Below are 23,600 nucleotides of genomic sequence, written 5' to 3' on the forward strand. Positions count from 1 at the left end.
TTCGTCCCACTCTATTTTTATTACAGGATAATGGTGAACAACAGCTAAATGATAGAAACTAATATTGCTCGAATCAAATAAAATTATGCAATAAACAGAAATTAAATATTATTTAATTTTTGAACTTTTTATATGTGGCAAATAACTGTTCAAAAATGTGGCCAATACCACAGTCTTAAAAAATGCAAACAGGTGTTTGACTTTGGTTGACGTTAACGTTAACAGGACGTAAAGTGGCTCTATCCTGCATTGGTGATGACCAATGTTTTGTCCATGTACATGAAAGTGTAGGAAGGAAACCCTATGAAAGTATTGGTGCCTGTTAAGCGCGTAGTTGATGCCAATGTGAAGGTCAGGGTAAAAGCTGACAACACCAGCGTTGATACCGCAAACCTCAAAATGGCGTTGAACCCTTTTTGTGAAATTGCAGTAGAAGAAGCGGTTCGTTTAAAAGAAGCGGGCAGTGCTACTGAAGTAGTGGTCGTCAGTATCGGCAATAAAGCTGTTCAAGAACAATTACGTACCGCGTTAGCATTAGGTGCTGACCGTGCGATTCACATTGATACTGAAGAAGAGTTAACCCCAGTATCGATTGCCAAATTACTCAAAGCCGTACAAGAAAAAGAACAAGCGCAATTAGTGCTGTTTGGTAAGCAATCTATCGATGGCGATAATAACCAAACTGGTCAAATGTTTGCGGCATTAATGGATATGCCACAAGCCACTTTTGCTTCTGAAATCAAAGTTGAAGGTCATTCAGTGCAAGTGGCTCGCGAGATAGATGGCGGGATGCAAACCTTAAGTCTGCAGCTGCCTGCTGTGGTGACAGCCGATTTACGTTTGAACGAACCTCGTTACGCTTCATTACCTAACATCATGAAAGCTAAACGTAAGCCATTAGATATGCTCACTGTTGCGGATTTAGGTGTGACGCTAAAAGCCCATCAAACTGTGGTGAAGGTGACGCCACCTGCAGAACGTAAAGCAGGCATCATGGTTGCGTCGGTAGCTGAGCTGGTTGAAAAGTTAAAAAATGAAGCGAAGGTGATCTAACATGGCCATTTTAGTATTAGCAGAACACGATAATGCGGCACTGAAACTGGATACCGCAAAGGTTGTCACCGCCGCGCGTGCAATTGGTGATGATGTACATGTATTAGTGGTGGGCCACCAATGTGGTGCTGTGGCACAAGCCGCGCAAGCCCTGCAAGGCGTCGCTCAAGTATTGGTCGCCGACAATAGTGCCTATGAAGCGCATTTAGCCGAAAACGTAGCTAAATTGCTGGTGGACTTAGCACCAAACTACAGCCATATCTTGGCTGCAGCATCGAGTGCTGGCAAAGATACGCTACCACGTGTGGCAGCACTGTTAGATGTTGCGCAAATTTCTGAAGTGATTGGCGTTGTGAGCAGCGACACTTTTGTTCGCCCAATTTACGCAGGAAACGCTTTAGCAACAGTACAAAGCCATGACGCGATTAAAGTGATGACAGTCCGTGCCAGTGCCTTCGATGCGGCGGCGCAGGGCAACAGTGCTGCAGTTACCAACTTAGATAAAGTGTTTGAAGCCAAAACTCAGTTTGTGTCTCAATCATTGACTGTTTCTGCGCGTCCAGAGTTAGGTAATGCGGGCATTATCGTTTCTGGTGGCCGTGGTATGGGCAGCGGTGAAAACTTCGGTATGTTAGAGCAATTGGCGGACAAACTCGGTGCCGCTGTTGGGGCTTCGCGCGCCGCGGTTGACGCAGGTTTTGTGCCTAACGATCTGCAAGTGGGTCAAACCGGTAAGATTGTGGCGCCAAACCTCTACATCGCCGTGGGGATTTCGGGCGCGATCCAGCATTTAGCCGGGATGAAAGACGCTAAGGTGATTGTGGCAATCAACAAAGATCCTGAAGCGCCAATCTTCCAGGTGGCCGATTATGGTCTCGAAGCCGACCTGTTTGACGCCGTTCCAGAGTTGATTTCAACTCTAGGTTGATTTTATCCGTGATCTAAGTCAAAGTAAGCGGCTTTGCGGTGGCAACTGCTTAGCCGCTTATGTTTTTATGTGCCTCACGCCCGTGCATGGGCGTTCTTAGAAGTAGAGGCGCACCAAATATCAGTAGTGATCAGTAGGGTGATTCCGTTGATCGTTCACGAAAGGATTTGGTGCCGAAGTGGTTTGATTTATCACGATCAACTGCTGGGGTTGTGCCGAATAGGTACAACACTGCCATAGTATTTTCTGATACGGATATTAGGAATAGTTACTATGGAGCGCTACTGATAGGACAGGTGATCTTGGGTATCTATTGCCTTTTCCCACCAGTTCAGTCGCCCTCCATTCGTATTTTGACGAAGAAATAATCAATGACTGTAGTAAGTTACGCCGATTCGGCACTTTCTCTGCTGCCGCCTGTGGTCGCAATTGTGTTGGCGATTTTCACTCGCCGCGTTCTCCTTTCCCTCGGTTTAGGTATTGTGATTGGGGTGTTATTACTCAATCAATTTTCACCTGTGGCCAGCGGTGAGTTTTTATTTAACAGTGTAAAAGGACTCTTTTGGTCAGAAGATGGCGTAAATTCTTGGAATTTATACATTCTCGGCTTTTTAATTGTATTAGGGATGATCACGGCATTAATTACTGTCAGTGGTAGTGCGCGGGCATTTGCCGATTGGGCGCGCCTGCATATTCGCAATAAACGCGATGCCAAATTACTGACCATGTTTTTAGGCTGTGTTGTCTTTATTGACGATTATTTCAATAGCTTAGTCGTAGGTTCCGTCGCAAGGCCCGTCACCGATCGTTATTATATTTCTCGCGCTAAGTTAGCCTATTTATTAGATTCAACGGCGGCGCCAGTTTGCGTTATTTCGCCGGTATCCAGTTGGGGCGCTTATATTATCGCGCTGATCGGCGGCATATTAACCGCCCACGGTTTTGCTGACTCTGGTCATTTGAGTGTGTTTATTCAAATGATCCCTATGAATTTCTACGCTATTTTCTCTTTATTATTATTACTTTGTGTTGCATTTATGGGCTTGGATATTGGCCCTATGCGTGAGCATGAATTAAATGCACAGCGCGGTAATTTATATGATGAGAATAAAGGATTGCCACCTGGAGCGAATGCCGATTTACCCGAAGCCGAAACGGGTAAAATCCTCGGTTTATTCTTACCTATTACCGTGCTGGTATTTGCGACCCTGTATTTTATGATTGACAGCGGTGCTCAGGTGTTAGCGAAAGAAGGCATTGAATTTAATATTATTTCTGCTTTTGAAAAAACCGATGTGAGTTCATCACTGTTCTTTGGTGCACTGATTGGTTTAGCGGTTGCGCTGGTGCTTAACCTAGTACAAGGCGTTGAAAAGTCGATGGTCGTCAAAGGCGTGGTGCAGGGCGCTCGCTCTATGCTGCCTGCGATTTATATCCTGTTATTTGCTTGGACCATCGCGGGCGTGATTGGCCAGCTTGAGACTGGTAAGTTTATGGCAAGCCTCGCCACAGGGAACATTCCCTTTGCCTTCTTACCTGCATTGATGTTTGTGTTAGCGGGTCTGACGGCGTTTTCTACCGGCACCAGTTGGGGCACATTCGGCATTATGCTGCCGATTGCCGCCGATATGGCGATGGGCAGTCATACAGCCATGATGTTACCTATGCTGGCTTCGGTTTTGGCGGGCGCGGTATTTGGTGATCACTGCTCACCGATTTCGGATACCACGATTTTGTCGTCAACCGGCGCGAGCTGTCACCATATTGACCATGTTGTGACTCAGCTGCCTTACGCTGTGATTGTGGCGCTGATCAGCATGGTGGGTTATGTGGTGCTTGGCTTTACAGAATCGGTGAATGCGGGACTATTGACCTGTAGCGTGCTGTTTGTCTTGAGCATTGTGTGGTTACGGTTTAAATCCCAAAGTAACGCGAAATAAGCCTGACTTCAGCGAGCGGTTTATTCGCGAGTCTTCTCTGTGTATTTACCGAGCGCTAAAAACAAATCAGCCAGCATTATGCTGGCTGATTTTTTATCGTTCACTCATCCCAAATTACAGGGCGGTGTTGAGTCCACGTCGATTCAATAACCCTTCGGTGGTAGGCTCTTTACCTCGGAAGTTTTTGTAGGCTTCCATTGGTGCAATGCTGTTGCCCACTTCGCGAATCGTCTTGCGGTATTTCATACCGATTTCACGGTTGAGACCACCTTGCGTTTGCACATAGGCAAAGGCGTCAGCTGCTAAAATCTCACTCCACATATAAGCGTAGTAACTTGCTGAGTAACCACCCGGGAAGGCGTGGGCAAAGTAAGTTGACTTATAACGTGGTGGTACGGCGGTGATATTTAAGCCGTGCTTTTTCAGCGCATTGGCTTCAAATGTCGCCACATCTTGCAATGGTGCATCAGGGCTTAATGAGTGCCATTCCATATCCACTAGCGCAGCAGCCATATACTCTAAGGTATCAAAACCTTGGTTAAAGCTGCCGGATTTCAGCAGTTTTTGCAGCAAATCATCGGGAATTGGCTTACCGGTTTCATAGTGTTTGGCGTAGTTGGCTAACACTTTAGGGTGGGCAGCCCAGTCCTCTTCGAAGGTTGATGGGAATTCCACAAAGTCACGGGAGACCGAAGTACCAGCCAAGCTTGGGTAAGTCACCTTAGAGAACATACCGTGGGTACCATGGCCCATTTCGTGGAACATAGTGGTGACTTCGTTGTAGCTGACGAAGGTCGGTTGTCCTTCTGGCGCCTTTTTAATGTTCATCACGTTAACCACGACAGGCTTAGTGCCTTCGAGGAAGGATTGACCCACGAACGAGCTCATCCATGCGCCGCCACGTTTGCCTTCACGGGCAAAGTAGTCGGCATAGAAAATCGCCATGCTCGAACCATCGGCATCAAACATTTCGTAGGCTTTCACATCTGGGTGGTACACGGGTAAATCTGGACGTGGCTTTAAGGTGACGCCATAGAGTTCTTTGAGGGTGTAGAACACGCCGTCTTCGAGTACGCGGTTAAATTCGAAGTAAGGACGAATGCTACTCGCATCGAGGGCATATTTCTCTTGGCGAACTTTCTCGGCGTAGAATTCCCAGTCCCATGGCGCGAGTTCAAACTTGCCGCCAGTCTTGTCGATCATCGCTTGAATATCGGCCGCTTCTTTCTCTGTATTGGCTACGACAGCTGGCACCATAGAACCAAACATGCTGTATACCGCTTCTGGGGTTTTCGCCATTTGTGGCGCGAGGCGGTAGCTGGCCCAGTTTTCATAACCTAAGAGGGCAGCGCGCTCGGCACGTAATTGGGCTAAGCGAGACACTAAAGATGCGGTTTCGTTTTCACCCGTTAAGCCACGGTTTGCCGAGGCTTCCCAAATGCGTTGGCGCAGTTCACGGTTCTCTAAAGAGGCGAGCACAGGCTGGCGAGTGGTGTTGGTGATGTTGATTAGGTACTTACCTTCGTGACCCGCGGCCTTGGCATCGTTGGCTGCCGAGGTGATCTCGCTGTCACTTAGGCCCGCCAATTGCTCTTTGTTATCGACAACGATGGCAATTTCTTTGGTTAAGCGCAGTAAACGTTGTGAGAACTCGTTGGTGAGCGTCGATTGCTCTTCGTTCAGGGCGCGGATCTTCACTTTCTGCTCATCGGTCAGCTTAGCGCCGGCCATGATAAAGCGTTGGTGATACACCTCAACCAAACGAACCGCTTCAGGGGTTAAGCCTAAGTTATTACGGTCGTTATAAATGGCTTCAATACGGGCGAATAGTGCTGGATTGAGGTTGATGTTATCCGAGTGAGCCGCCATTTTGGGCGCCATTTCGCCTTGGATTTTACGCAGGGCTGGATTGCTGTTTGAACCTGCTAGGTTGTAAAACACGCTCGATGCACGGTTGAGCAGGGCGCCACTTTTTTCCATGGCGACAATAGTGTTGTCAAAGGTCGGGGCGGCAGGATTGTTAGCAATGGCCAAAATCTCTTGGTAATGCTCTTTAATGCCTTGCTCTAATGCGGGCTGAAAATGCTCGTCCTTAATCACGCTGAAATCAGGCGCTTGGTATTGCAGCGTACTGGCTTGGAACAGAGGATTTTGGGTTTGAACTGCGGTCACATTTACGGCTTTGGTATCTTGAGAGCTACAACCTGCCAGTGCTCCTGTCATCAGTGTGGCGCCAATGGCGATGGCAATAAAACTTTTACGCATAGTTGAGTGATTTCCTTAGAATTGTAGTTTTTTGTGACTCTAACGTTACTAACTTAAATGGGACTGAAAACCTATGGGGTGAAGTTGTAAGAAAAAGTAAACAAAAAAGCGCCCTACAATCGTAGGACGCTTGGGCTATTTCCTTGCAGGGAAAATAGCGGGACGACTAACTACTTACGGGTAAAGTTGTGGTATTTATCGATACCAGAGCTGCTACCCGCGTTGTGGCACACGGCACAAGATTCACCCGTAGGTTGCTTGAACCAGTCGCCAGTGGCTGGAACGCTGATCTCGCCACCGTTGCTCACCATGTGGGCTTTGACTGCATCGCCAGTATGGCAGGCATAACAGTTTGCCGTGACAGGGCTGGTCATCTTGTTACCAGGCTCAAGGATGTATTGATTTGGCACTTTATTTAAATCAATCGCGGTTTCGTGACAGGCAACACAGCTGGTGACTGGATTGATGGCGCCTGCACCGTTTGCGGTCTTGGCTTGAGTGCCATCGGCCTTCATCTCACCGACATTCGCACCATTACCCCAGTGCCAGCTGTGGATCATAGGACCAAAACCAGCACCCAGAGTGGCCGAAGTCCGTGCCATACCGTTATCGTGGCAGGCAATACAACCGTTACCGCCTTGATCGAATGCACCGTTTTTGTGGAAGGCGGTGGCATCGTTATGGCAAGTGGTGCAGCTATTATCGCTGATCACTGTGCGACGCTCAAAAGCTGAAACTTTTGCAGCTGTGACTGGATTTACCACATCTGAGTATGCGGTGAAGGATACACCCATTGAACCGTCATAACCGTTGGCTCTGAGGTTGCCATTGCTCTGATAGCGTTGGTTACCGTCGTATTCCATCCAGCCAGCAGTGCTGAAGGTGACACGTGCAGAGTAGGCATAGTTAGCGTTCACTGCGCTGATATCGGTCAGTAGGTGACAGATATTCTTAGTGCCATCGGCGTTATAGCCATAGTAATAGTTCGTACGGTTTCCAGGGCGGCCGACTAAGGTGTTATTGTCATAGGCATGTAGATAAGCGCCTGCATAGACAATCGGTTTCTTGGCATCAAATACCAGCGGATTTGAGTAGTTGAAGTTATCTTTAATGCTAAAGATATTACCGTCAGTATCTTTTACTGTCAGAGTGGTACACCAGCCTGGTGCGGTAACGGCAGAAGCTGCACCAGTTGGCGCATAATGATCAGTTTTTGTTGAAATATCATCAACTTTAACAGGGGTAGATAATTCAAGTTTATACTTAGCACGTAATGCTTGGCGCTCAGTAATACCTGTTTTACCTTCATGCATTGGACGCACATCGGCACCATTACTTGGCACGATCGCGCCTGGTACGCCGCCAGTGTTATGACAGTCGATACAGCCTGGGCCTGAAACACTGATATTAGTCGGTGCTTCAACGTGGCAAGAACTACAGTTCATCACACTGAAATCTTTAGTGAATTTCTGGTGATTAATGTGGCCAATCTTAGACAAGGTATTGGTAGCATAACCGCCGATTGAGAAACCTTCGGCATTTTTTGCTGCAAAGCTAACTGAGCCGTGACAGACTAAACAGCCTTCAACGAAGGTGACTTCGCTGTCCATGCCGGTGGCCACATAACTAGCGTGACGACGTGGGCTTGTTGAATAGTCTACGTGACAGGAATAGCAACTATCGGTCGTGGTTGAATGAGTGCCTTCGGGCTTATTCACCACCAGCGGTGCTGATCGAGCAATGCCAGTTTCAGCATTACCGCCGACTCTGAGCCATACAATGCCCTCAGTGGCTGCATTGACGCCTTTCATCGGTGCCTTAAAGCTATAGTGACCATCGCCTAATGATTTGATCTCTGCGCCTTCTGTAGATTGAGTCGCAGCGCCACCGATATTGACATTATCTTTGACAGGATTGCCACTTGCGTCTGTTTTGTCGGCTTCATTTCTATTATTGATAAAGCCTTTATCGGTTAATGCTGCAACTTTGGCTTCAGCATTTTTCAGTCCATTGATTAAGTTGCCGTTTTCGTCAGTGATCTGAAATTCATAGGTGATACTGCCTTCACCAAAGCTATAGTTCAGTACTTTTACATTAGTGACAGTTGAACTCGTTACTGGAGGTGGAACCCAAGGTTCACCTGGAGTTCCAGGTGTGCCGGGGGTTCCCGGAGTACCTGGTGCACCATCCACACCATCTTTACCATCACTTCCGCAACCGACTAGAGCACCTGTCAGTGCTAAGGCAACAAGGTATGCGAGTTTTTTAGAGGTGAATATTCTCATCATAATCTCCATTTAATCCAATACGCATTTAAAGGCACGGATTGCAGCACTAAATTTGCAGGGGAGATTAGTGCTTATAGCCGCTGATTTAATTTGCAAGCATCGTATAGGTTTTATTTTTTTTAAAATTGAGCACGTTTTGTCTCGAACGAAATATTACTGTTATGGGTATGTTTGTTTTTTGAGCCAAACCGCATTTAAGCCTATAACTTTGGAGGTAGATCGCATTTCTAAACTTTTGTTAATGTGAATTTTCTTATATAAAACAATATTTAAGGTTAAATTAAGCTTATTGTAACAATTGTCGTTTTAGAGCTTGCTCTGTTTTTACGTTTTGCAATTTAGAGAGGGTGGCGAACAATAAACAGACAATTCTGATATTCGCTGAAGCCGTCAAAATATCTCAGTAAAATCGAGAGTGAGATTTCAGTATAAAAGCTGAGACTGGCCTAGTGTGTTAGGGGGCGAGGCAATGGTAAACTTGGCGGCATAAACTCTGGATACAGAGAAATGATAACTCAGTTAGAAAAAGGGATTCATTTTGGCGCAATTGTACTTTTACTATTCAGCAATGAATGCGGGCAAATCTACCTCTCTATTACAGTCTTCTTATAACTACCGCGAGCGCGGCATGAATACCCTTGTGATGACGGCTTCTATCGACGACAGATATGGCAAAGGCAAGGTGGCTTCACGGATTGGGATTGAAACCGACGCACAGGTATTTAGCAGTAATGATAATTTGGTTGAGATGATCACCGCTGCCCATCAACAGAATCACCTAAGTTGTGTGTTGGTGGATGAATGCCAATTCTTAAGCAAAGAACAAGTCAAACAACTTACCTATGTTGTTGATAAAATTGATATCCCAGTATTGTGTTACGGATTGCGTACCGACTTCCAAGGTGAGCTTTTTACTGGTAGTCATTATTTATTGGCCTGGGCTGATAAATTAGTCGAGCTGAAAACCATCTGTCACTGCGGTCGTAAAGCCAATATGGTGGTACGCCTCGATGGTGAAGGTAAAGTGATGCGCGAAGGTGAGCAGGTCGCAATTGGTGGTAATGAAAGTTACGAATCGGTTTGTCGTAAGCATTTTCGTGAGTTTATTTGGGATTAGCATCGGCCTTAAGCCGATAATCGTTTCAATAATGCGTAAAAGTATTTTTGCGCTAACCACTTTGAGGCATGCTGCCAACTCATTAAAATAGCGTGAGATCTAACAACAAGACGCAATCATCCTATGCGGGTTAGATCTTGCTCAATTTAACTGCGATAACATTGCAGACATGTGGATATAAACTAATTACTAGTGGTTTGTTTATATTCGCTATTCAACCTGATGTGTTGAGCATAGGTTGGGAATTTTCCCACGTAGAAAGGATTTGATTAGTGATTTTTTGGAGCCGTTTTGCCTAATTCTACGCAAGAAATGCAATTCGAAAATTATCGTCCACGTCCGCCACAACCCGAACCTAAGGCTAAGCGTCAGCGTAAGCCAAGATCCAAGGGGCGTGTCTGGTTCCTATTTTTTATACTGATCCTCTGTGTAGCAATTTTGATTGGGCAGGAGGTAAAAACCTCCTTTTACCAATCAAAGTATGTTCACCAATATGCTAAGACCTTGACCTATGAGCTGAAAAATCAGCCCACTCAGTCAATTATCTATCCAAGCTACGGCCCCTTTGATGAGCGTCACGGCTACAGTAAGTTGCCGCAATATATCGATAGATTGCTGCAACGTAACTTCCAGGTGACGCAGCAAGTCGAGTTTTCTCCCGCGCTGCAGGAATACGCTAAGATGGGATTTTTCCCGCCTTACCATGAGAAAGCGCAATCGGGTTTGACTCTGCTCGACTGTCGTAACACTGATCTCTACGAGTTTACCTATCCTAAGCGTGTGTATCAGGATGACGATAAAATCCCCAATGAAATCGTCAATACCTTGTTATTTATTGAAAACCGCGAGTTATGGACTACTGAGCCAAAACTGAATCCGGTGATCGATTGGCCACGTTTTATTGTGGCGGGGATGAGTCAAATTGCTGAAATGGTGGGGATGAATGTCTCTACCGCCGGTGGCAGTACGCTGGCGACACAAATCGAGAAGTTCCGCCATTCCTCCCAAGGGTTAACCTTAAGCATTAAGGATAAACTGCTGCAAATTGGCTCGGCCACAGTGCGCGTTTATCAGCAGGGGGAAATTACCGAGCCTGCCCGTAAACGCATTATCCAAGATTATTTAAATACTGTGCCTTTATCCTCTGCGCCTAACCACGGTGAAGTGCATGGCATAGGCGATGGCCTGTGGGCGTGGTTTGGTACCGATTTTGATACCGCTAATAAACTACTTGCTTCGCCGCAAGTGAAGGCCAATGCGTCTAAGCGAGGCCAAGTGTTCCGTCAAGTGGTGGCGTTAATGATTGCCCAGCGTCGTCCCTCCTATTATTTGTTACAGGGACATGAGGATTTAGAAAACCTCGTCGACAGCCATATCCGTTTACTCGGCCAGTATTATTTGATTGACCGTAAACTGCGGGATGCGGCATTGGCTCAAAAATTACAGTTTAAGGTCGTTAAACCCCAGCGTAATACTCAGTCGGGAGCGGATAAAGGCGTTAATACCATACGCATTCGTACCGCGGGCATGCTAAATGTCGGTTTATATGATTTAGACAGGCTCGATTTGACCGTAAACAGCAGCTTGCACAGTGAATTGCAACAGCAGGTAAGTCATTACTTACGTAGCCTTGGGCAAGTATCAACGGCCGAAAAAGTAGGTCTCTTAGGTGAGCGCTTACTCGAGCCCAGCCAGCTGCAAAACGTGCTCTACAGTTTTACCCTCTATGAAAAAACCGAGACGGCTAACCGAGTGCGGGTGCAAACCGACAGTACCGACCAGCCTTTTGATATTAACGAAGGCAGTAAGTTAGAGCTGGGCTCGACGGCTAAACTGAGAGTGCTCGCAACTTACTTGGAGATCATTGCCGAAATCCACGACAAATACTCGAAGAAACACGGTATTGAGTTAGAGTCGATTGAGATTGAGCCCCGCGATCATCTCACGCGCTGGGCGATTGATTACTTAATTGTGAATCCGGATAGACGCCTTGACCGCATGTTGGATGCGGCGCTACAACGGGAATATTCTGCCTCACCGAATGAGCAATTCTTCACGGGTGGTGGTTTGCATGTATTTAATAACTTTAAGAAAACAGAAGATCTTAAGGTTCCGACCATGTATCAAGCGCTGCAAGACTCGATCAACTTGCCCTTTGTGCGCTTAATGCGGGACATAGTTAACTACAGCAGCAGCATGCAAAACGAAGGCAATATGGCGCGTTTGCTGCGTAACGATAAGGACCCGCGCCGTGAGGAATATTTACGCGTATTTGCTGATCGCGAAGGCAATACCTTCGTCAATAAGTTCTACCGTAAATATAAGAAAGTGGCGCCCAATGAGCGTTTAGAACTGTTTTTTGATGGCCAAACCCAAGCGGAGCAGCAGCTTACCGCGGCTTACCGTTATTTGCAGCCTAATGAATCCATGGCCTCGTTTAAAGCCTTTTTGCAACAGCGTTTACCGCAAAACAATTACACGGATAAACGCATTAAAGAGCTGTATAACAAGTACGGTCCTGAGAAATATAATCTGCCCGACCAAGGTTATATCGCGCGGGTGCATCCGCTCGAACTCTGGGTGCTTGATTATTTGAATCAACATCCTGAGGCCAACCTCAACGATGTGAAAGAGGCCAGTAAGGATGAGCGCCAAGAGGTTTACCGTTGGTTGTTTAGAACCCGACATAAAAACGCGCGGGATGTGCGGGTACAAGTGATGCTTGAGGTGGAAGCCTTCCTCGACATTCATCAGCGTTGGGCGCGTTTAGGCTATCCATTTGAATCTATGGTGCCTTCTTTAGGCTCGGCGCTGGGTAGTTCGGGTGACAGACCCGCAGCGCTGGCGGAATTGATGGGGATTATTCAAAACGATGGTTATCGTTTACCGACGGTGCGGATTAATCAACTGCACTTTGCCGAAGAGACGCCCTATGAAGTTCGGCTCGAAAACCAAAATACCCAAGGCGAACGAGTGATGCGCCATGAAGTCGCCCAAGCCTTAAAGGCTGCGCTGGCAAACGTGGTTCAAAACGGTACTGCACGACGTCTTAAGGGTATCTTTACCGACGACAACGGCGAGATGCTGGCAATTGGTGGTAAAACGGGGACCGGTGATAACCGTATCGTGACCCAGATGCAGCAGGGCCGCAAAGTGGCTACCACGGCGATGAACCGTACCGCGACGTTTGTTTTTTACTTAGGCGATAGCTATTTCGGCACTTTAACTGCGTTTGTGCCGGGCAGTAAGTCGGACGATTTTAGTTTTACCTCGGCGCTGCCATTACAGGTTATGAAAGGCATGATGCCAATTCTCGCGCCCTATGTGAAATCCTCGAAGGGCATGTGTGTGCGGGATGAGTAATGACTCACTTTTGCGATATGCATTTTTGATACATCAGCATTGGAATGCTAGCTTGAGGTTCCTTAGATAAAACAAACCCCGCAGCCGTGAATCGGTTTGCGGGGTTTTTATTGGCACCGACAGGCTTACTCGTCAGCGTTGATATATTGTTTGCGGTCTAAATCGTACTTACGCATCTTGTCGTACAAGGTTTTACGGGGCAGTTCGAGTTGTTCCATGGTCTGCTTAATGCTGCCCTTGTTATGACTTAGGGCTTCTTCAATCAATACCCGCTCAAAAAACTCGACCCGTTGCAGCAGCGACATGCTGGTATGCAGACTCGGGGCATTACCTAAGCTGCCGGCGAAGGCGGCTTCACCACCGAGTAATACATAACGTTCCGCCAGATTTCGCAGCTCGCGCACATTACCTGGCCAGTCGTGTGAGGTGAGGATAGCATTCTGCTCGGCATTGAGGGCAATCAGCGCCTTGTGATAACGCGCCGAGGCCATACGGGCAAAGTGTAAGAATAATAAGGGAATATCTTCGCGGCGATCCCTGAGTGGTGGAATGGGCACTGTCACTAGATTTAAGCGATAGAGCAAGTCTTGGCGAAACTCTCCCGTGTCGCACAGGGACTTTAAATCCACCTTAGTGGCGGCAATCACTCGAATATCCAAATGAATGCTCTTATTGGAGCCTAGGCGCTCGACCTTGCGATCTTCGAGCACCCGCAGCAGTTTGACCTGTAACGACAGTGGCGTACTTTCGATTTCATCTAAAAAGAGTGTGCCGCCGTTGGCATACTCAAACTTACCGATACGCAGTTTATCCACACCGGTAAAGGCTCCGGCTTCGGCGCCAAAAAGTTCGCTCTCAATCAAGTTCTCGGGAATCGCGCCGCAGTTAATAGCGACAAAGTTAGCCTGATTACGACTACTGTGGTCGTGCAGATAGCGGGCGACCAATTCCTTACCCGTACCCGTTTCACCTTCGATAAGCACATCGGCGGGAGTGTCGATTACTTGGTCGATAATATGGCGCATACGCAAAATGCCAACACTGTGGCCTAATATTCTTGGCCCGGGCACGTTATGGCTTTCTAACTCTTTCTTTAATTTACGGTTCTCTAGGGTGAGGCTGCGTTTATCTAAGGCGCGTTTCACCACATCTAGCATGTGTTCGTTGTTAAAGGGTTTTTCGAGAAAATCATAGGCGCCTTGTTTTAAGGCATTGACCGCCATGGCGATATCGCCAAAGCCGGTGAGCAGCACGACGGGTAAATCTGGGTCCTGCTGACGAATTTGCTGCATCAAGCTGATGCCATCTAATTGCGGCATATTCACATCGGAAATCACCACGCCCGCCCAGTCCCTGTCGAGTAATTTGGCTATCCCTTTGGGATCGGTAGTGGCGAAGGCTTTAATGCCTTCCAGCTCAAACAGTTGGACTAACACTGTGCCAATATGGGGCTCATCGTCGATGATCAGTACGCTATAGTCTTGAATTGAATTGGGCAGACTCATGATGACTGACGTTCCTCGGCTAAATAAATTGGTAAAATAATATGGAAAATCGCGCCGCCGTCCTCGGCATTGGCAACATTAATTTGCCCCTGCATAGACTCAATAATGCGCTGGGAAATGGATAAACCCAGGCCAAGCCCTGTACGCTCGCTGGTGGTGAAATAGGGCTCGAAAATCTTCTCCATTTGACTCTCGCGCACCCCGGGGCCTGAGTCTTGAATACTGATACAAAACTTGTCCGCACAGTTTACCCTAATACTCAGTGTCCGTTTTGAAGATTGCTGCATGGCGACAATCGCATTGCTCATAATATTCACAAACACTTGCTGCAATCGCACTTTATCACCCCAAACCTGATATTGGCCTTCGGGTAGCAGCACATCGAGCTCAACCCCTTGTTTGTCGATTTCGGGCTGGACTATGGTGAGTGCTTGTTTGATACAGCCCTTAAGATCGGTCGCGCTATCCGTGCCTTGGCTCTTACGGGTAAAACTCTTAAATTGGCCAACAATATCAGCTAAGCGGTCGGTCAGTTCGATAATAATCTTAAGATTATCAAGTGCTTTATCCTGCATATTGCGGGCGAGGAAGGTTTGGGTATTTTGTGCATAGCTGCGAAGGGCGGCTAAGGGTTGATTCAGCTCGTGGTTGATACTCGCGGATAGGCTGCCTATTACGGTCAACTTGGCCGCTTGAATAAGCTCATCCTGAGTATCTTTAAGGCGATCATTGGCCTGCTGCAGATCTTGGGTGCGCTCTTCCACCCTCTGCTCTAGTAAACTCTGGGCGAGTTGCATCCGTTGTAGGTTGCGGCGCCGCTCGCTGCTAAAGAGTAAACCTAAGGCGAGCAGTAAGTAGATAGAGGCCGATAGCAGCATAAGTGCGGGCATCGATTCGAGCAGGGGCTTCATTGGCGCAAGAATATGCACCCGCCAACCCGCTTTAGTCATCAAATGATGGGTATCCATATATTGCGCCAGATTTTTACCTGCACGGATCTGATAAATATGGCCATGACTCAGGCTATCTTCTTGATATTGTGGCTTTATCAGTAATTCGCCAATCGGCCGCTCTGCGTAACGTTTTGAGGCATTTAAGGCATATTGTTTAGTTTGCGTGAGTGGCGTCAGTGAGGTTAAACGCCACTCATCGACACTGGAGATAAATACGATATCATCGGGATCGCTGATGAGGAATTGATATTGCCCCGCCATTGCAATACTGGTGCTTTGTTGCTCGATATCAGCGATATCCACTTTCACAATAATGGCGCCCAGAATACCTTTTCCACCTTGTTGATAAATAGGATAGGAGAAGTAAAAGCCGCGCTTATCCGAACTGGTGCCCACCGCATAGTAGCGGCCTAAATTGCCCGAAATCGCATCGGTATAATAGGGTCTGAAGGAGTAGTCTTTGCCGATAAATGAAAAAGGCTGCTGCCAGTTGCTGGCGGCAATCGCAATGCCGAGGGCGTCGATAAGATAAATATCGGATGCCTCAGTGACATGCTGAATTTCTTCTAAATACAGGTTGAGCTCTTGAACCTTCTTAGCATTTTGCTGATCGTTTAATACATCGGCTAGCATAGGGTTGGTTGACAATACGTGGGGAATACTCTCGTAGCGTGACAGGGCACCATCTAAAAAGTTAACCAGTTCTTTGAGTTGTCGCTCTGATTGTTGTTGGATGTCAATTTTGCCCTGATGAAAGTGCACCCAGTAGGTTAATTTTAAGATGGCAAATAAGCCCGCAAGTAGCACTATGGTCATTAAAAGACGTTGTTTGGCCTTGGGCGTCATGGGCAACATAGCGGGTAATCCTGATCCACACTGAATAAAACAAAGCGAGCCTGAGTAGGCTCGCTTAAAAACTATCTAGAATCAAGGAATAATCCTTATTCCTTGAGATTAATATCCGTTGAGCTTATCCAGAAATTCTGGCAAGAACAGGGAGATTTGTGGCACGTAGGTGATAAGCGCCAAGAAGGCTAACATCAGTGCTAACCACGGTAGTACTGATTGGATCACCCAGCCGATACTGCGGCCTGTGATCCCCGCAGTGACGAAGAGGTTAAGCCCCACCGGCGGTGTCAGCATACCAATTTCCATGTTCACCACCATGATGATACCTAAGTGGATAGGATCGATACCTAACTGAGTCGCAATCGGGAACAGGATTGGCGCCATAATCAGCACGATGGCCGATGGCTCCATAAAGTTACCCGCCGCTAACAGCAGTAAGTTGACAATGATCAAGAAGCCCCACGCGGGTAAGCCCATGCCCACAATGTATTCGGCAATAATATGGGGAATACGCTCTGTAGTCAGCACGTGGGCGAATAGCATGGCGTTGGCAATGATAAACAGCAGCATGATGCTGACCTTTGCCCCGTCGCGCACCACATGGCGGATTTCTTTGTCGATTGGGGTTTTAATCAGTCCGAGCGCCATATGGCTTAAGTTACGGACAATGGCGCTGGGAATAGGCTCATTAGGGTTACGCCATGCGACATTTTTCAATGGGCCAATATCGCGATAACCAAATACCGCAATGAAATAGGCATACATACAGGCTACGGCAGAGGCTTCGGTTGGACTGGCCACACCGCCGTAGATTGAACCTAACACGATAAAGATCAGCGCCAGACCGCCTAAGGCTTTGGCACTGGAAATACCCAGTTGTTTAAAGCCGGGGAAAGGGCGTGATGGCAGATTTTTAAAACGGGCAACGATATAAATCACTATCATCAGCAGGAAGCCCATCATCAAACCTGGGATTAAGCCCGCCATAAACATTCTGGCTGCCGACACTTCCGTCGCCGCCGCATACACTAGCATCACGATTGAAGGGGGGATCAAAATCCCTAAGGTGCCAGAAGTGGTAATCACACCTGCGGCAAACTTTTCGGGGTAACCTGCTTTCACCATACCGACGATAACAATCGAACCAATGGCGGCCACAGTTGCTGGGGAAGAACCTGAAACCGCGGCAAACAACATACAGGCCATCACAGAGGCCATGGCTAAACCGCCACGGATATGGCCGATACTGTCCATCGCAAAGTCGATGATCCGTCGTGCCACCCCACCGGTTGACAGGAAGGCTGAGGACAGAATAAAGAATGGGATCGCCAGCAGGGTATAGTGCTCTGACGATGACTCATAAAGTTTTAACGCCACTGAGGCGAGGGAATCGTTGGAGAAGAATAAAATCGTCAGCATGCTCGAGAAACCTAACGCAATCGCGATAGGCATACCTAAAAACATACAGACGAGTAGGGCAGTAAAGAGGGTCGCAATGGCCATTACTTCGCTTCCTTATTGTCTGTTTCTTGTTGTGCGTGCTGAGCACCTTCATCAATTAAATGCATGCTTTCTTTCGCTTCGTCGGCAAATTGGAATCCAGAAACTTGGTTGCGTAGGATGGCGATAAACAGTTCTAAGAAACGCCAAGTCAACATGCTAAAACCAATTAATAGAATGCTTTGGGATAACCAAATGGGCACAGCGCCGTCTTCGACATCAATCTTTAAAGTGTTCCAAGCAAAGTCGGGATCTAAGCTGTTTAACAGAAACTTTGGAAAGTGAATATCTTCCATCGGTACGCCGATTTGGTACATTTGTGATAGATATTGCCAGCTACCCTTTAAAAACAATCCGCAATAAGCTAAACAAATCAATGCCGTCACTAGGGAAGTGATCTTTTTAGCCTTAGGGGGCAGATTTTTTACAAACGCATCAACACCGATGTGAGCACCGACTTTCACCCCGTAGGACATACCAAAGAGCACAAACCAACCACAGAGGGTTAAAGTCAGTTCTTGGATCCATAAAAAACCAGTATTGAAGAAAAACCGCGCCACTACCTCAGTAAACACTAAGAGTGTCATTAAGGTGATCAAGAGGTTAAGCACCCCTTCTTCAAAGTAACCAAAAATTCGCGATATCACAGCTGTACTCCCCTCGCTCAAATACCGCTTAACCTCAAAAAGAGGTTAAGCGGTTTATTTCATTATTATTTATTTGCAGCAACAGCGGCTTCAATCACATCTTTACCTACTTGGTCTTCAAACTTCGCCCAAACAGGTTTCATTACATCAATCCATTTTTGACGTTCTTCTGGTGTTAAGGTCACCAGTTGTGAACGTTTAGAATCAAGGATTAATTGCTTGTCTTCGTTATCTTTTTCAGCAGCGATCTTGTTACCTAAAGCGATGGATTCATCTAAGGCTTCTTTGATCACTTTACGTTTATCCGCTGGTAAGCTTTTCCAGAAGGCGTCAGACGTCACGACCATGTAGTCCAGTACGCCGTGGTTACTTTCTGTAATATGGCTTTGAACTTCATAGAATTTTTGTGAGTAGGTGTTAGACCAAGTGTTTTCTTGACCATCGATTGCGCGGGTTTGCAGCAGGGTAAACACTTCAGAGAATGGTTTCTTCACTGGGATAGCGCCCACAGCATCAAACTGGGCGGCTAATACGTCAGATGCCATTACACGGAATTTTAAGCCTTTAGCATCAGAAGGTTGTTTCAGTGGTGTGTTAGCAGAGAACTGCTTCATACCATTGTGCAGATAACCTAAACCGACAATCCCTTTACGGCTCATTGAGTTCAGCAGGGCTTGGCCAGCTTCGCCTTGTTGGAAACGGTTTACTGCATCCATGTCATTAAACAGGAATGGCAGGTCGAAAACCTGTAGGCGCTTAGTGTAACGCTCAAATTTAGAGAGAGAAGGCGCGACAAATTGCACATCGTTTAACAGCAGTGCCGCTAACTCGTTGTTATCCCCAAATAACTGTGAGTTAGGGAATACACTGACCGTATATTCACCAGGTAAACGTTGCTCAACGAGTTCTTTAAACTTCAACGCCATTTGACCCTTTGGCGTATTTTCTGCAACCACGTGGGAGAACTTGATTTCAACGGGCGCCGCAAACAGGTTAAAGCTGGTCGCGAACACTGAGGCCAGTGCCAGCATCTTAGCTACGGTTTTTAATGGACGTGTGATACCCATTTGTTGATTCAATGTCATTTTTGAGTTCCTTTTTCTGTTGTTAGGATTTGTCCTCAGCCTTGGTTAGTTTGTTACCAAGTGTGAGTAGGAATACAGCCTTGATTTCCCTGAGGTCTGTCTTAATAAAGGCAAATACCACGCCAACTTACGATGCACTCTGTAAGTGTTTGGTTAATAAAGTGTAGTTCATTTGATGTTTGTCACACTTTTAGTTTTGTGGGTGAGATCTCGCTCACGTTGATTTTGGCTATGGGTGGAAATCCACCCAAACTGCATTTTGTGGTGTATGAGCAGAGGTTTTTAGTTTGACGATTAACTGAGCAAAATAAGTTGCTTTTAGATCAAAAATGGTTTGAAAAATGGATGTGGAGAAGGGGATAGGTAGGATGGCTAAGATGAAGTAATGGGGTAGTCAGCCATGATCTTCACCTATTCGCTTAAGAATTTCATCACTCGGAAGTAACTCCAAATGCCCGCGCTCATCGAAGTACCAGCCAGTAATAAAGCCTTTTTGGCGCATGCTGACGAGATTTTGCATGACTTCACGGGCTTCTTTGAGAGCGGTTTGCTCATCACAGGCATGGGTATGTTTTAGATACGCTGCAATATTGCTGAGGGATGCAGATTGACTGACGCTGGCCATAGTATTGATCTCCAAATATGCCTAAGGCAACAATCAGCAGCGTTTAATTGGATTGAATATCGGGTAACAGACTCAGTTAAGCAGATGCTGATTAAGATCAAGCATAGTTGAGTTGAGCTAGGGGTAAAGTTTTTGGGGGAATTATGGTGGTCGCTACTGGGATCGAACCAGTGACCCCCTCCTTGTAAGGGAGGTGCTCTCCCGGCTGAGCTAAGCGACCCGGGGTAAATCAATACTGAAGAGTATGGTGGTCGCTACTGGGATCGAACCAGTGACCCCCTCCTTGTAAGGGAGGTGCTCTCCCGGCTGAGCTAAGCGACCCGGGGTAAATCAGTACTGAAGAATATGGTGGTCGCTACTGGGATCGAACCAGTGACCCCCTCCTTGTAAGGGAGGTGCTCTCCCGGCTGAGCTAAGCGACCGGAATTCTTTCAATACAAATTTTAATGTCATTCTAAAAATATGGTGGTCGCTACTGGGATCGAACCAGTGACCCCCTCCTTGTAAGGGAGGTGCTCTCCCGGCTGAGCTAAGCGACCGGAGAATGACGACACAGAGGATGAGAAGTATATGGTGGTCGCTACTGGGATCGAACCAGTGACCCCCTCCTTGTAAGGGAGGTGCTCTCCCGGCTGAGCTAAGCGACCCGGGCATATAACAACTTGTATACCATGATTAAATTTGCATTTAACACATGGTGGTCGCTACTGGGATCGAACCAGTGACCCCCTCCTTGTAAGGGAGGTGCTCTCCCAGCTGAGCTAAGCGACCTCTGCTGTGTGGAGCCGTATTATAGGGAGGTTCGATCGAGTGTCAACGCTTTTTAATGAAAAAAGCATTGGTCGCGCTATTTTTGCTCGGATTGACTTAATGTTAATCACGTCATCATTCAAAGTGTTACTTTATTGGACAATTTCGTCGGTATTTTCTTTTCAGGCTTTTTCGCTCATCTTGCCAAAAGTCAGCCAATTGCATCGTTAAGCGTTCTTTTTTGAGGGTTTGCGGCTTTTTTAGACTGAAGAGTGTTGTCGATACGGCTTGAACGATAAATAGAGGAGGGCGCTGCGCCATTCTCTTCATCTATTTTGCTAAATCTTGATGGCATGTTTCTAAATAGAGATGCGTAACCTTTATGTAGTTTCGATTACATGGCTTGGGTTTTCGAGTGTTTGTTTTCGGATATAGAATGCTGGATTCTCATCTTTAGCAGAGTAATCTAAAGCGCTCACCTTTGGGCCGATACTTTGAGGGGATCTGCAATACCTGCACTCAGTGCCATTTGCAGCGCAGACTTAGGCTGCTAGAATAAGCCCACTTTTTACCGTGATTGTCTTTATCTAGACGACTTTATATAGGTTAGTGTCCCATTATGACAACTAAGACGCGTTTTGCCCCAAGCCCAACAGGCTTTTTGCACGTGGGCGGTGCCCGTACAGCTCTTTATTCTTGGTTACAAGCTCGAGCCAATAATGGTGAGTTTGTTTTACGTATCGAAGATACGGATATTGAACGTTCAACTCAGGCTGCCTGTGATGCCATTTTAGAAGGCATGAACTGGTTAGGTCTAACGTGGGATGAGGGCCCGTACTATCAAACTAAGCGTTTTGATCGTTATAACGAAATCATCGCGCAGATGTTAGAGCAGGGCACAGCTTATAAATGTTATTGCTCGCGTGAACGTATCGATGCTTTAAGAGAAGCACAAGCGGCAAACGGCGAAGCACAAAAATACGATGGTTGTTGCCGTGATTTGCCAGCGCGCGACACCGATGAGCCTTTTGTTGTGCGTTTCAAAAACCCCATCGGCGGTTCAGTGGTGTTTGATGACCATGTTCGTGGTCGTATCGAATTTTCAAACGATGCATTAGATGATCTGATCATTGCCCGTACCGATGGCGTTCCGACTTATAACTTCTGTGTGGTTGTCGACGATTGGGATATGGGGATTACCTGTGTGGTTCGTGGTGAAGACCATATCAACAACACCCCACGTCAAATCAACATCCTTAAAGCATTAGGCGCGCCTATTCCCGAATATGCCCACGTGTCGATGATTCTAGGTGACGATGGTGCCAAGTTATCTAAGCGCCATGGTGCGGTCAGCGTAATGCAATACCGTGATGACGGTTATCTGCCTGAAGCACTGCTTAACTACTTAGTTCGCTTAGGTTGGTCACATGGCGACCAAGAAGTGTTCTCTTTAGAAGAAATGAAGCAGATCTTTAAGTTAGACGACATCAACAAAGCGCCTTCTGCCTTTAATACCGAAAAACTGCTTTGGTTAAACCAACATTATATTAAGACACTCGATCCTGAATATGTGGCGTCGCACTTACAATGGCATATGGACGATCAAAAGATCGATACCTCAAATGGCCCTGCGTTATCTGCGGTAGTGACGGCTCTGGCTGAACGCGCTAAGACCTTAAAAGAGTTAGCCGCTTCTAGCCGCTACTTCTATGAAGACTTCGCAGAGTTTGATGCCGAGCAAGCGAAAAAGCACTTACGTGGTGTCGCGCTTGAGCCATTGCAATTAGTGCAACAAAAACTGGCAGCATTAACTGAATGGACTGTTGAAGCTATCCACCAAGCGATTGAAGCCACCGCGACCGAATTAGAAGTCGGAATGGGTAAAGTGGGTATGCCATTACGTGTCGCTGTGACAGGTGCAGGGCAGTCTCCTGGCTTAGATATCACCTTATTCTTAATAGGAAAGGCGCGTTCTGAGCAAAGAATATCCAAAGCGATTGAATTTGTAGCAGATAGAATAAATTCCTAAAAAACGAGTTGACACATTTAGGTGCGCTGCATAGAATGCGCCCCGTAGTTGAGACACAGACGAGCGAATGCTTGTAGTGCACTTAAATACAGCTTGATAAGTTTGGGGCTATAGCTCAGCTGGGAGAGCGCTTGCATGGCATGCAAGAGGTCGACGGTTCGATCCCGTCTAGCTCCACCAAACTTACCGCCGATATTAAGCGGGATGAGCGTTAGTGATAATGCAATTCAAATTAATATGTCCTTGTGTCCCCTTCGTCTAGAGGCCTAGGACACCGCCCTTTCACGGCGGTAACAGGGGTTCGAATCCCCTAGGGGATACCACTATGTTTATCACATAGGGTTCCTAGCAAATGGCTAACGAGTCGTTTGGTAAGAACAAATCCAGTTTCTGCGATATATACTGAATGTCAGTATGTCGAAAAAATTTGGGGCTATAGCTCAGCTGGGAGAGCGCTTGCATGGCATGCAAGAGGTCGACGGTTCGATCCCGTCTAGCTCCACCAAATTCGCCGTATTAAGCGAGAGCACTGTTAGTCATTAATAGTTTTCAAATTAATATGTCCTTGTGTCCCCTTCGTCTAGAGGCCTAGGACACCGCCCTTTCACGGCGGTAACAGGGGTTCGAATCCCCTAGGGGATACCACTCTATCCCTAATAAGATAGAGTCCATCACAAATGACTAACGAGTTGTTTGAGATAAA

Annotated in this window: 14 protein-coding genes, 10 tRNA genes and 1 riboswitch; of the genes, 10 read left to right on the forward strand and 14 right to left on the reverse strand. The window is 46.9% G+C overall.

What is annotated here, in order from left to right:
- Nucleotides 1-303: 303 nt before the first annotated feature.
- The 3 genes from SHD_RS11085 to SHD_RS11095 all read left to right on the forward strand — a co-directional run bounded on the left by SHD_RS11085 (nucleotide 304) and on the right by SHD_RS11095 (nucleotide 3,921).
- Nucleotides 304-1,053: an electron transfer flavoprotein subunit beta/FixA family protein gene (locus tag SHD_RS11085; RefSeq protein ID WP_023267201.1), complete on the forward strand. Its 750-nt coding sequence runs from the start codon at nucleotides 304-306 to the stop codon at nucleotides 1,051-1,053.
- A 1-nt stretch (nucleotide 1,054) separates the two neighbouring features.
- Nucleotides 1,055-1,981 carry an electron transfer flavoprotein subunit alpha/FixB family protein gene (locus SHD_RS11090; protein WP_023267202.1) on the forward strand — a complete coding sequence of 309 codons (927 nt, stop codon included), beginning with the start codon at nucleotides 1,055-1,057 and terminating at the stop codon, nucleotides 1,979-1,981.
- A 95-nt stretch (nucleotides 1,982-2,076) separates the two neighbouring features.
- Nucleotides 2,077-2,273, forward strand: a riboswitch (Lysine riboswitch).
- Nucleotides 2,274-2,352: 79 nt separating this feature from the next.
- Nucleotides 2,353-3,921 carry a Na+/H+ antiporter NhaC family protein gene (locus tag SHD_RS11095; RefSeq protein WP_023267203.1) on the forward strand — a complete coding sequence of 523 codons (1,569 nt, stop codon included), beginning with the start codon at nucleotides 2,353-2,355 and terminating at the stop codon, nucleotides 3,919-3,921.
- 114 nt (nucleotides 3,922-4,035) lie between these two features.
- On the opposite strand, the gene SHD_RS11100 is transcribed toward SHD_RS11095, so the two are convergent.
- A complete protein-coding gene (locus tag SHD_RS11100) occupies nucleotides 4,036-6,186 on the reverse strand; it encodes a M3 family metallopeptidase (RefSeq protein WP_023267204.1) in 2,151 nt (716 codons plus the stop codon).
- 170 nt (nucleotides 6,187-6,356) lie between these two features.
- A complete protein-coding gene (locus tag SHD_RS11105) occupies nucleotides 6,357-8,471 on the reverse strand; it encodes a multiheme c-type cytochrome (RefSeq protein WP_039978144.1) in 2,115 nt (704 codons plus the stop codon).
- A 541-nt stretch (nucleotides 8,472-9,012) separates the two neighbouring features.
- Here SHD_RS11105 and SHD_RS11110 point away from each other — a divergent pair.
- Both SHD_RS11110 and SHD_RS11115 read left to right on the forward strand, forming a co-directional pair.
- Complete coding sequence (locus tag SHD_RS11110; RefSeq protein ID WP_039978146.1) at nucleotides 9,013-9,591, forward strand: thymidine kinase; 579 nt, start codon at nucleotides 9,013-9,015, stop codon at nucleotides 9,589-9,591.
- 291 nt (nucleotides 9,592-9,882) lie between these two features.
- Nucleotides 9,883-12,954, forward strand: coding sequence for a transglycosylase domain-containing protein (locus SHD_RS11115; RefSeq protein WP_039978148.1), 3,072 nt, complete (start codon nucleotides 9,883-9,885; stop codon nucleotides 12,952-12,954).
- Between the two features lie 125 nt (nucleotides 12,955-13,079).
- Here SHD_RS11115 and SHD_RS11120 read toward each other — a convergent pair whose 3' ends face one another.
- From SHD_RS11120 to SHD_RS11175, 12 genes are all read right to left on the reverse strand, one after another.
- Nucleotides 13,080-14,459 (reverse strand): sigma-54-dependent transcriptional regulator, encoded by a 1,380-nt coding sequence (locus tag SHD_RS11120; RefSeq protein ID WP_011716480.1) that lies wholly within the window; start codon nucleotides 14,457-14,459, stop codon nucleotides 13,080-13,082.
- A complete protein-coding gene (locus SHD_RS11125; protein ID WP_023267208.1) occupies nucleotides 14,456-16,267 on the reverse strand; it encodes a sensor histidine kinase in 1,812 nt (603 codons plus the stop codon). The genes SHD_RS11120 and SHD_RS11125 overlap by 4 nt, the downstream gene beginning before the upstream one ends.
- Nucleotides 16,268-16,366: 99 nt before the next feature.
- Nucleotides 16,367-17,764, reverse strand: a complete 1,398-nt coding sequence (locus SHD_RS11130; protein WP_023267209.1) for a TRAP transporter large permease — start codon at nucleotides 17,762-17,764, stop codon at nucleotides 16,367-16,369.
- Entirely contained in the window at nucleotides 17,764-18,408 is a 645-nt protein-coding gene (locus SHD_RS11135; protein ID WP_023267210.1) for a TRAP transporter small permease, read from the reverse strand. The genes SHD_RS11130 and SHD_RS11135 overlap by 1 nt, the downstream gene beginning before the upstream one ends.
- 65 nt (nucleotides 18,409-18,473) lie before the next feature.
- Nucleotides 18,474-19,493: a TRAP transporter substrate-binding protein gene (locus SHD_RS11140; protein WP_023267211.1), complete on the reverse strand. Its 1,020-nt coding sequence runs from the start codon at nucleotides 19,491-19,493 to the stop codon at nucleotides 18,474-18,476.
- Between the two features lie 394 nt (nucleotides 19,494-19,887).
- The gene (locus SHD_RS11145; RefSeq protein WP_023267212.1) at nucleotides 19,888-20,118 is read right to left on the reverse strand and encodes a hypothetical protein; all 231 of its coding nucleotides are present in this window, start codon (nucleotides 20,116-20,118) and stop codon (nucleotides 19,888-19,890) included.
- A gap of 144 nt (nucleotides 20,119-20,262) precedes the next feature.
- Nucleotides 20,263-20,338, reverse strand: a tRNA-Val gene (locus SHD_RS11150).
- Nucleotides 20,339-20,363: 25 nt separating this feature from the next.
- Nucleotides 20,364-20,439, reverse strand: a tRNA-Val gene (locus tag SHD_RS11155).
- Nucleotides 20,440-20,464: 25 nt separating this feature from the next.
- Nucleotides 20,465-20,540, reverse strand: a tRNA-Val gene (locus tag SHD_RS11160).
- Between the two features lie 41 nt (nucleotides 20,541-20,581).
- Nucleotides 20,582-20,657: transfer RNA gene (locus SHD_RS11165), tRNA-Val, on the reverse strand.
- Nucleotides 20,658-20,689: 32 nt separating this feature from the next.
- A tRNA-Val gene (locus SHD_RS11170) sits at nucleotides 20,690-20,765 on the reverse strand.
- Nucleotides 20,766-20,813: 48 nt separating this feature from the next.
- Nucleotides 20,814-20,889, reverse strand: a tRNA-Val gene (locus tag SHD_RS11175).
- A gap of 598 nt (nucleotides 20,890-21,487) precedes the next feature.
- Between SHD_RS11175 and gltX the strand changes: the two genes are divergently transcribed.
- The 5 genes from gltX to SHD_RS11200 all read left to right on the forward strand — a co-directional run bounded on the left by gltX (nucleotide 21,488) and on the right by SHD_RS11200 (nucleotide 23,542).
- Nucleotides 21,488-22,897, forward strand: coding sequence for a glutamate--tRNA ligase (gene gltX / locus SHD_RS11180; RefSeq protein WP_023267214.1), 1,410 nt, complete (start codon nucleotides 21,488-21,490; stop codon nucleotides 22,895-22,897).
- Between the two features lie 104 nt (nucleotides 22,898-23,001).
- Nucleotides 23,002-23,077 (forward strand) — tRNA-Ala (locus tag SHD_RS11185).
- A gap of 67 nt (nucleotides 23,078-23,144) precedes the next feature.
- A tRNA-Glu gene (locus tag SHD_RS11190) sits at nucleotides 23,145-23,220 on the forward strand.
- A gap of 106 nt (nucleotides 23,221-23,326) precedes the next feature.
- A tRNA-Ala gene (locus tag SHD_RS11195) sits at nucleotides 23,327-23,402 on the forward strand.
- A 64-nt stretch (nucleotides 23,403-23,466) separates the two neighbouring features.
- A tRNA-Glu gene (locus tag SHD_RS11200) sits at nucleotides 23,467-23,542 on the forward strand.
- Nucleotides 23,543-23,600: the final 58 nt, after the last annotated feature.

The sequence above is a fragment of the Shewanella decolorationis S12 genome (genome assembly GCF_000485795.1).
Lineage (GTDB): Bacteria > Pseudomonadota > Gammaproteobacteria > Enterobacterales > Shewanellaceae > Shewanella > Shewanella decolorationis.

Excerpts from the sequence above, each read along its gene's own strand:
- SHD_RS11090 (WP_023267202.1), top strand. The coding sequence starts at position 1,055 with ATGGCCATTTTAGTATTAGCAGAACACGATAATGCGGCACTGAAACTG.
- SHD_RS11105 (WP_039978144.1), bottom strand. The coding sequence starts at position 8,471 with ATGAGAATATTCACCTCTAAAAAACTCGCATACCTTGTTGCCTTAGCA.
- SHD_RS11140 (WP_023267211.1), bottom strand. The coding sequence starts at position 19,493 with ATGACATTGAATCAACAAATGGGTATCACACGTCCATTAAAAACCGTA.
- SHD_RS11125 (WP_023267208.1), bottom strand. The coding sequence starts at position 16,267 with ATGTTGCCCATGACGCCCAAGGCCAAACAACGTCTTTTAATGACCATA.
- SHD_RS11130 (WP_023267209.1), bottom strand. The coding sequence starts at position 17,764 with ATGGCCATTGCGACCCTCTTTACTGCCCTACTCGTCTGTATGTTTTTA.
- SHD_RS11100 (WP_023267204.1), bottom strand. The coding sequence starts at position 6,186 with ATGCGTAAAAGTTTTATTGCCATCGCCATTGGCGCCACACTGATGACA.
- SHD_RS11120 (WP_011716480.1), bottom strand. The coding sequence starts at position 14,459 with ATGAGTCTGCCCAATTCAATTCAAGACTATAGCGTACTGATCATCGAC.
- SHD_RS11145 (WP_023267212.1), bottom strand. The coding sequence starts at position 20,118 with ATGGCCAGCGTCAGTCAATCTGCATCCCTCAGCAATATTGCAGCGTAT.
- SHD_RS11095 (WP_023267203.1), top strand. The coding sequence starts at position 2,353 with ATGACTGTAGTAAGTTACGCCGATTCGGCACTTTCTCTGCTGCCGCCT.
- gltX (WP_023267214.1), top strand. The coding sequence starts at position 21,488 with ATGACAACTAAGACGCGTTTTGCCCCAAGCCCAACAGGCTTTTTGCAC.
- SHD_RS11085 (WP_023267201.1), top strand. The coding sequence starts at position 304 with ATGAAAGTATTGGTGCCTGTTAAGCGCGTAGTTGATGCCAATGTGAAG.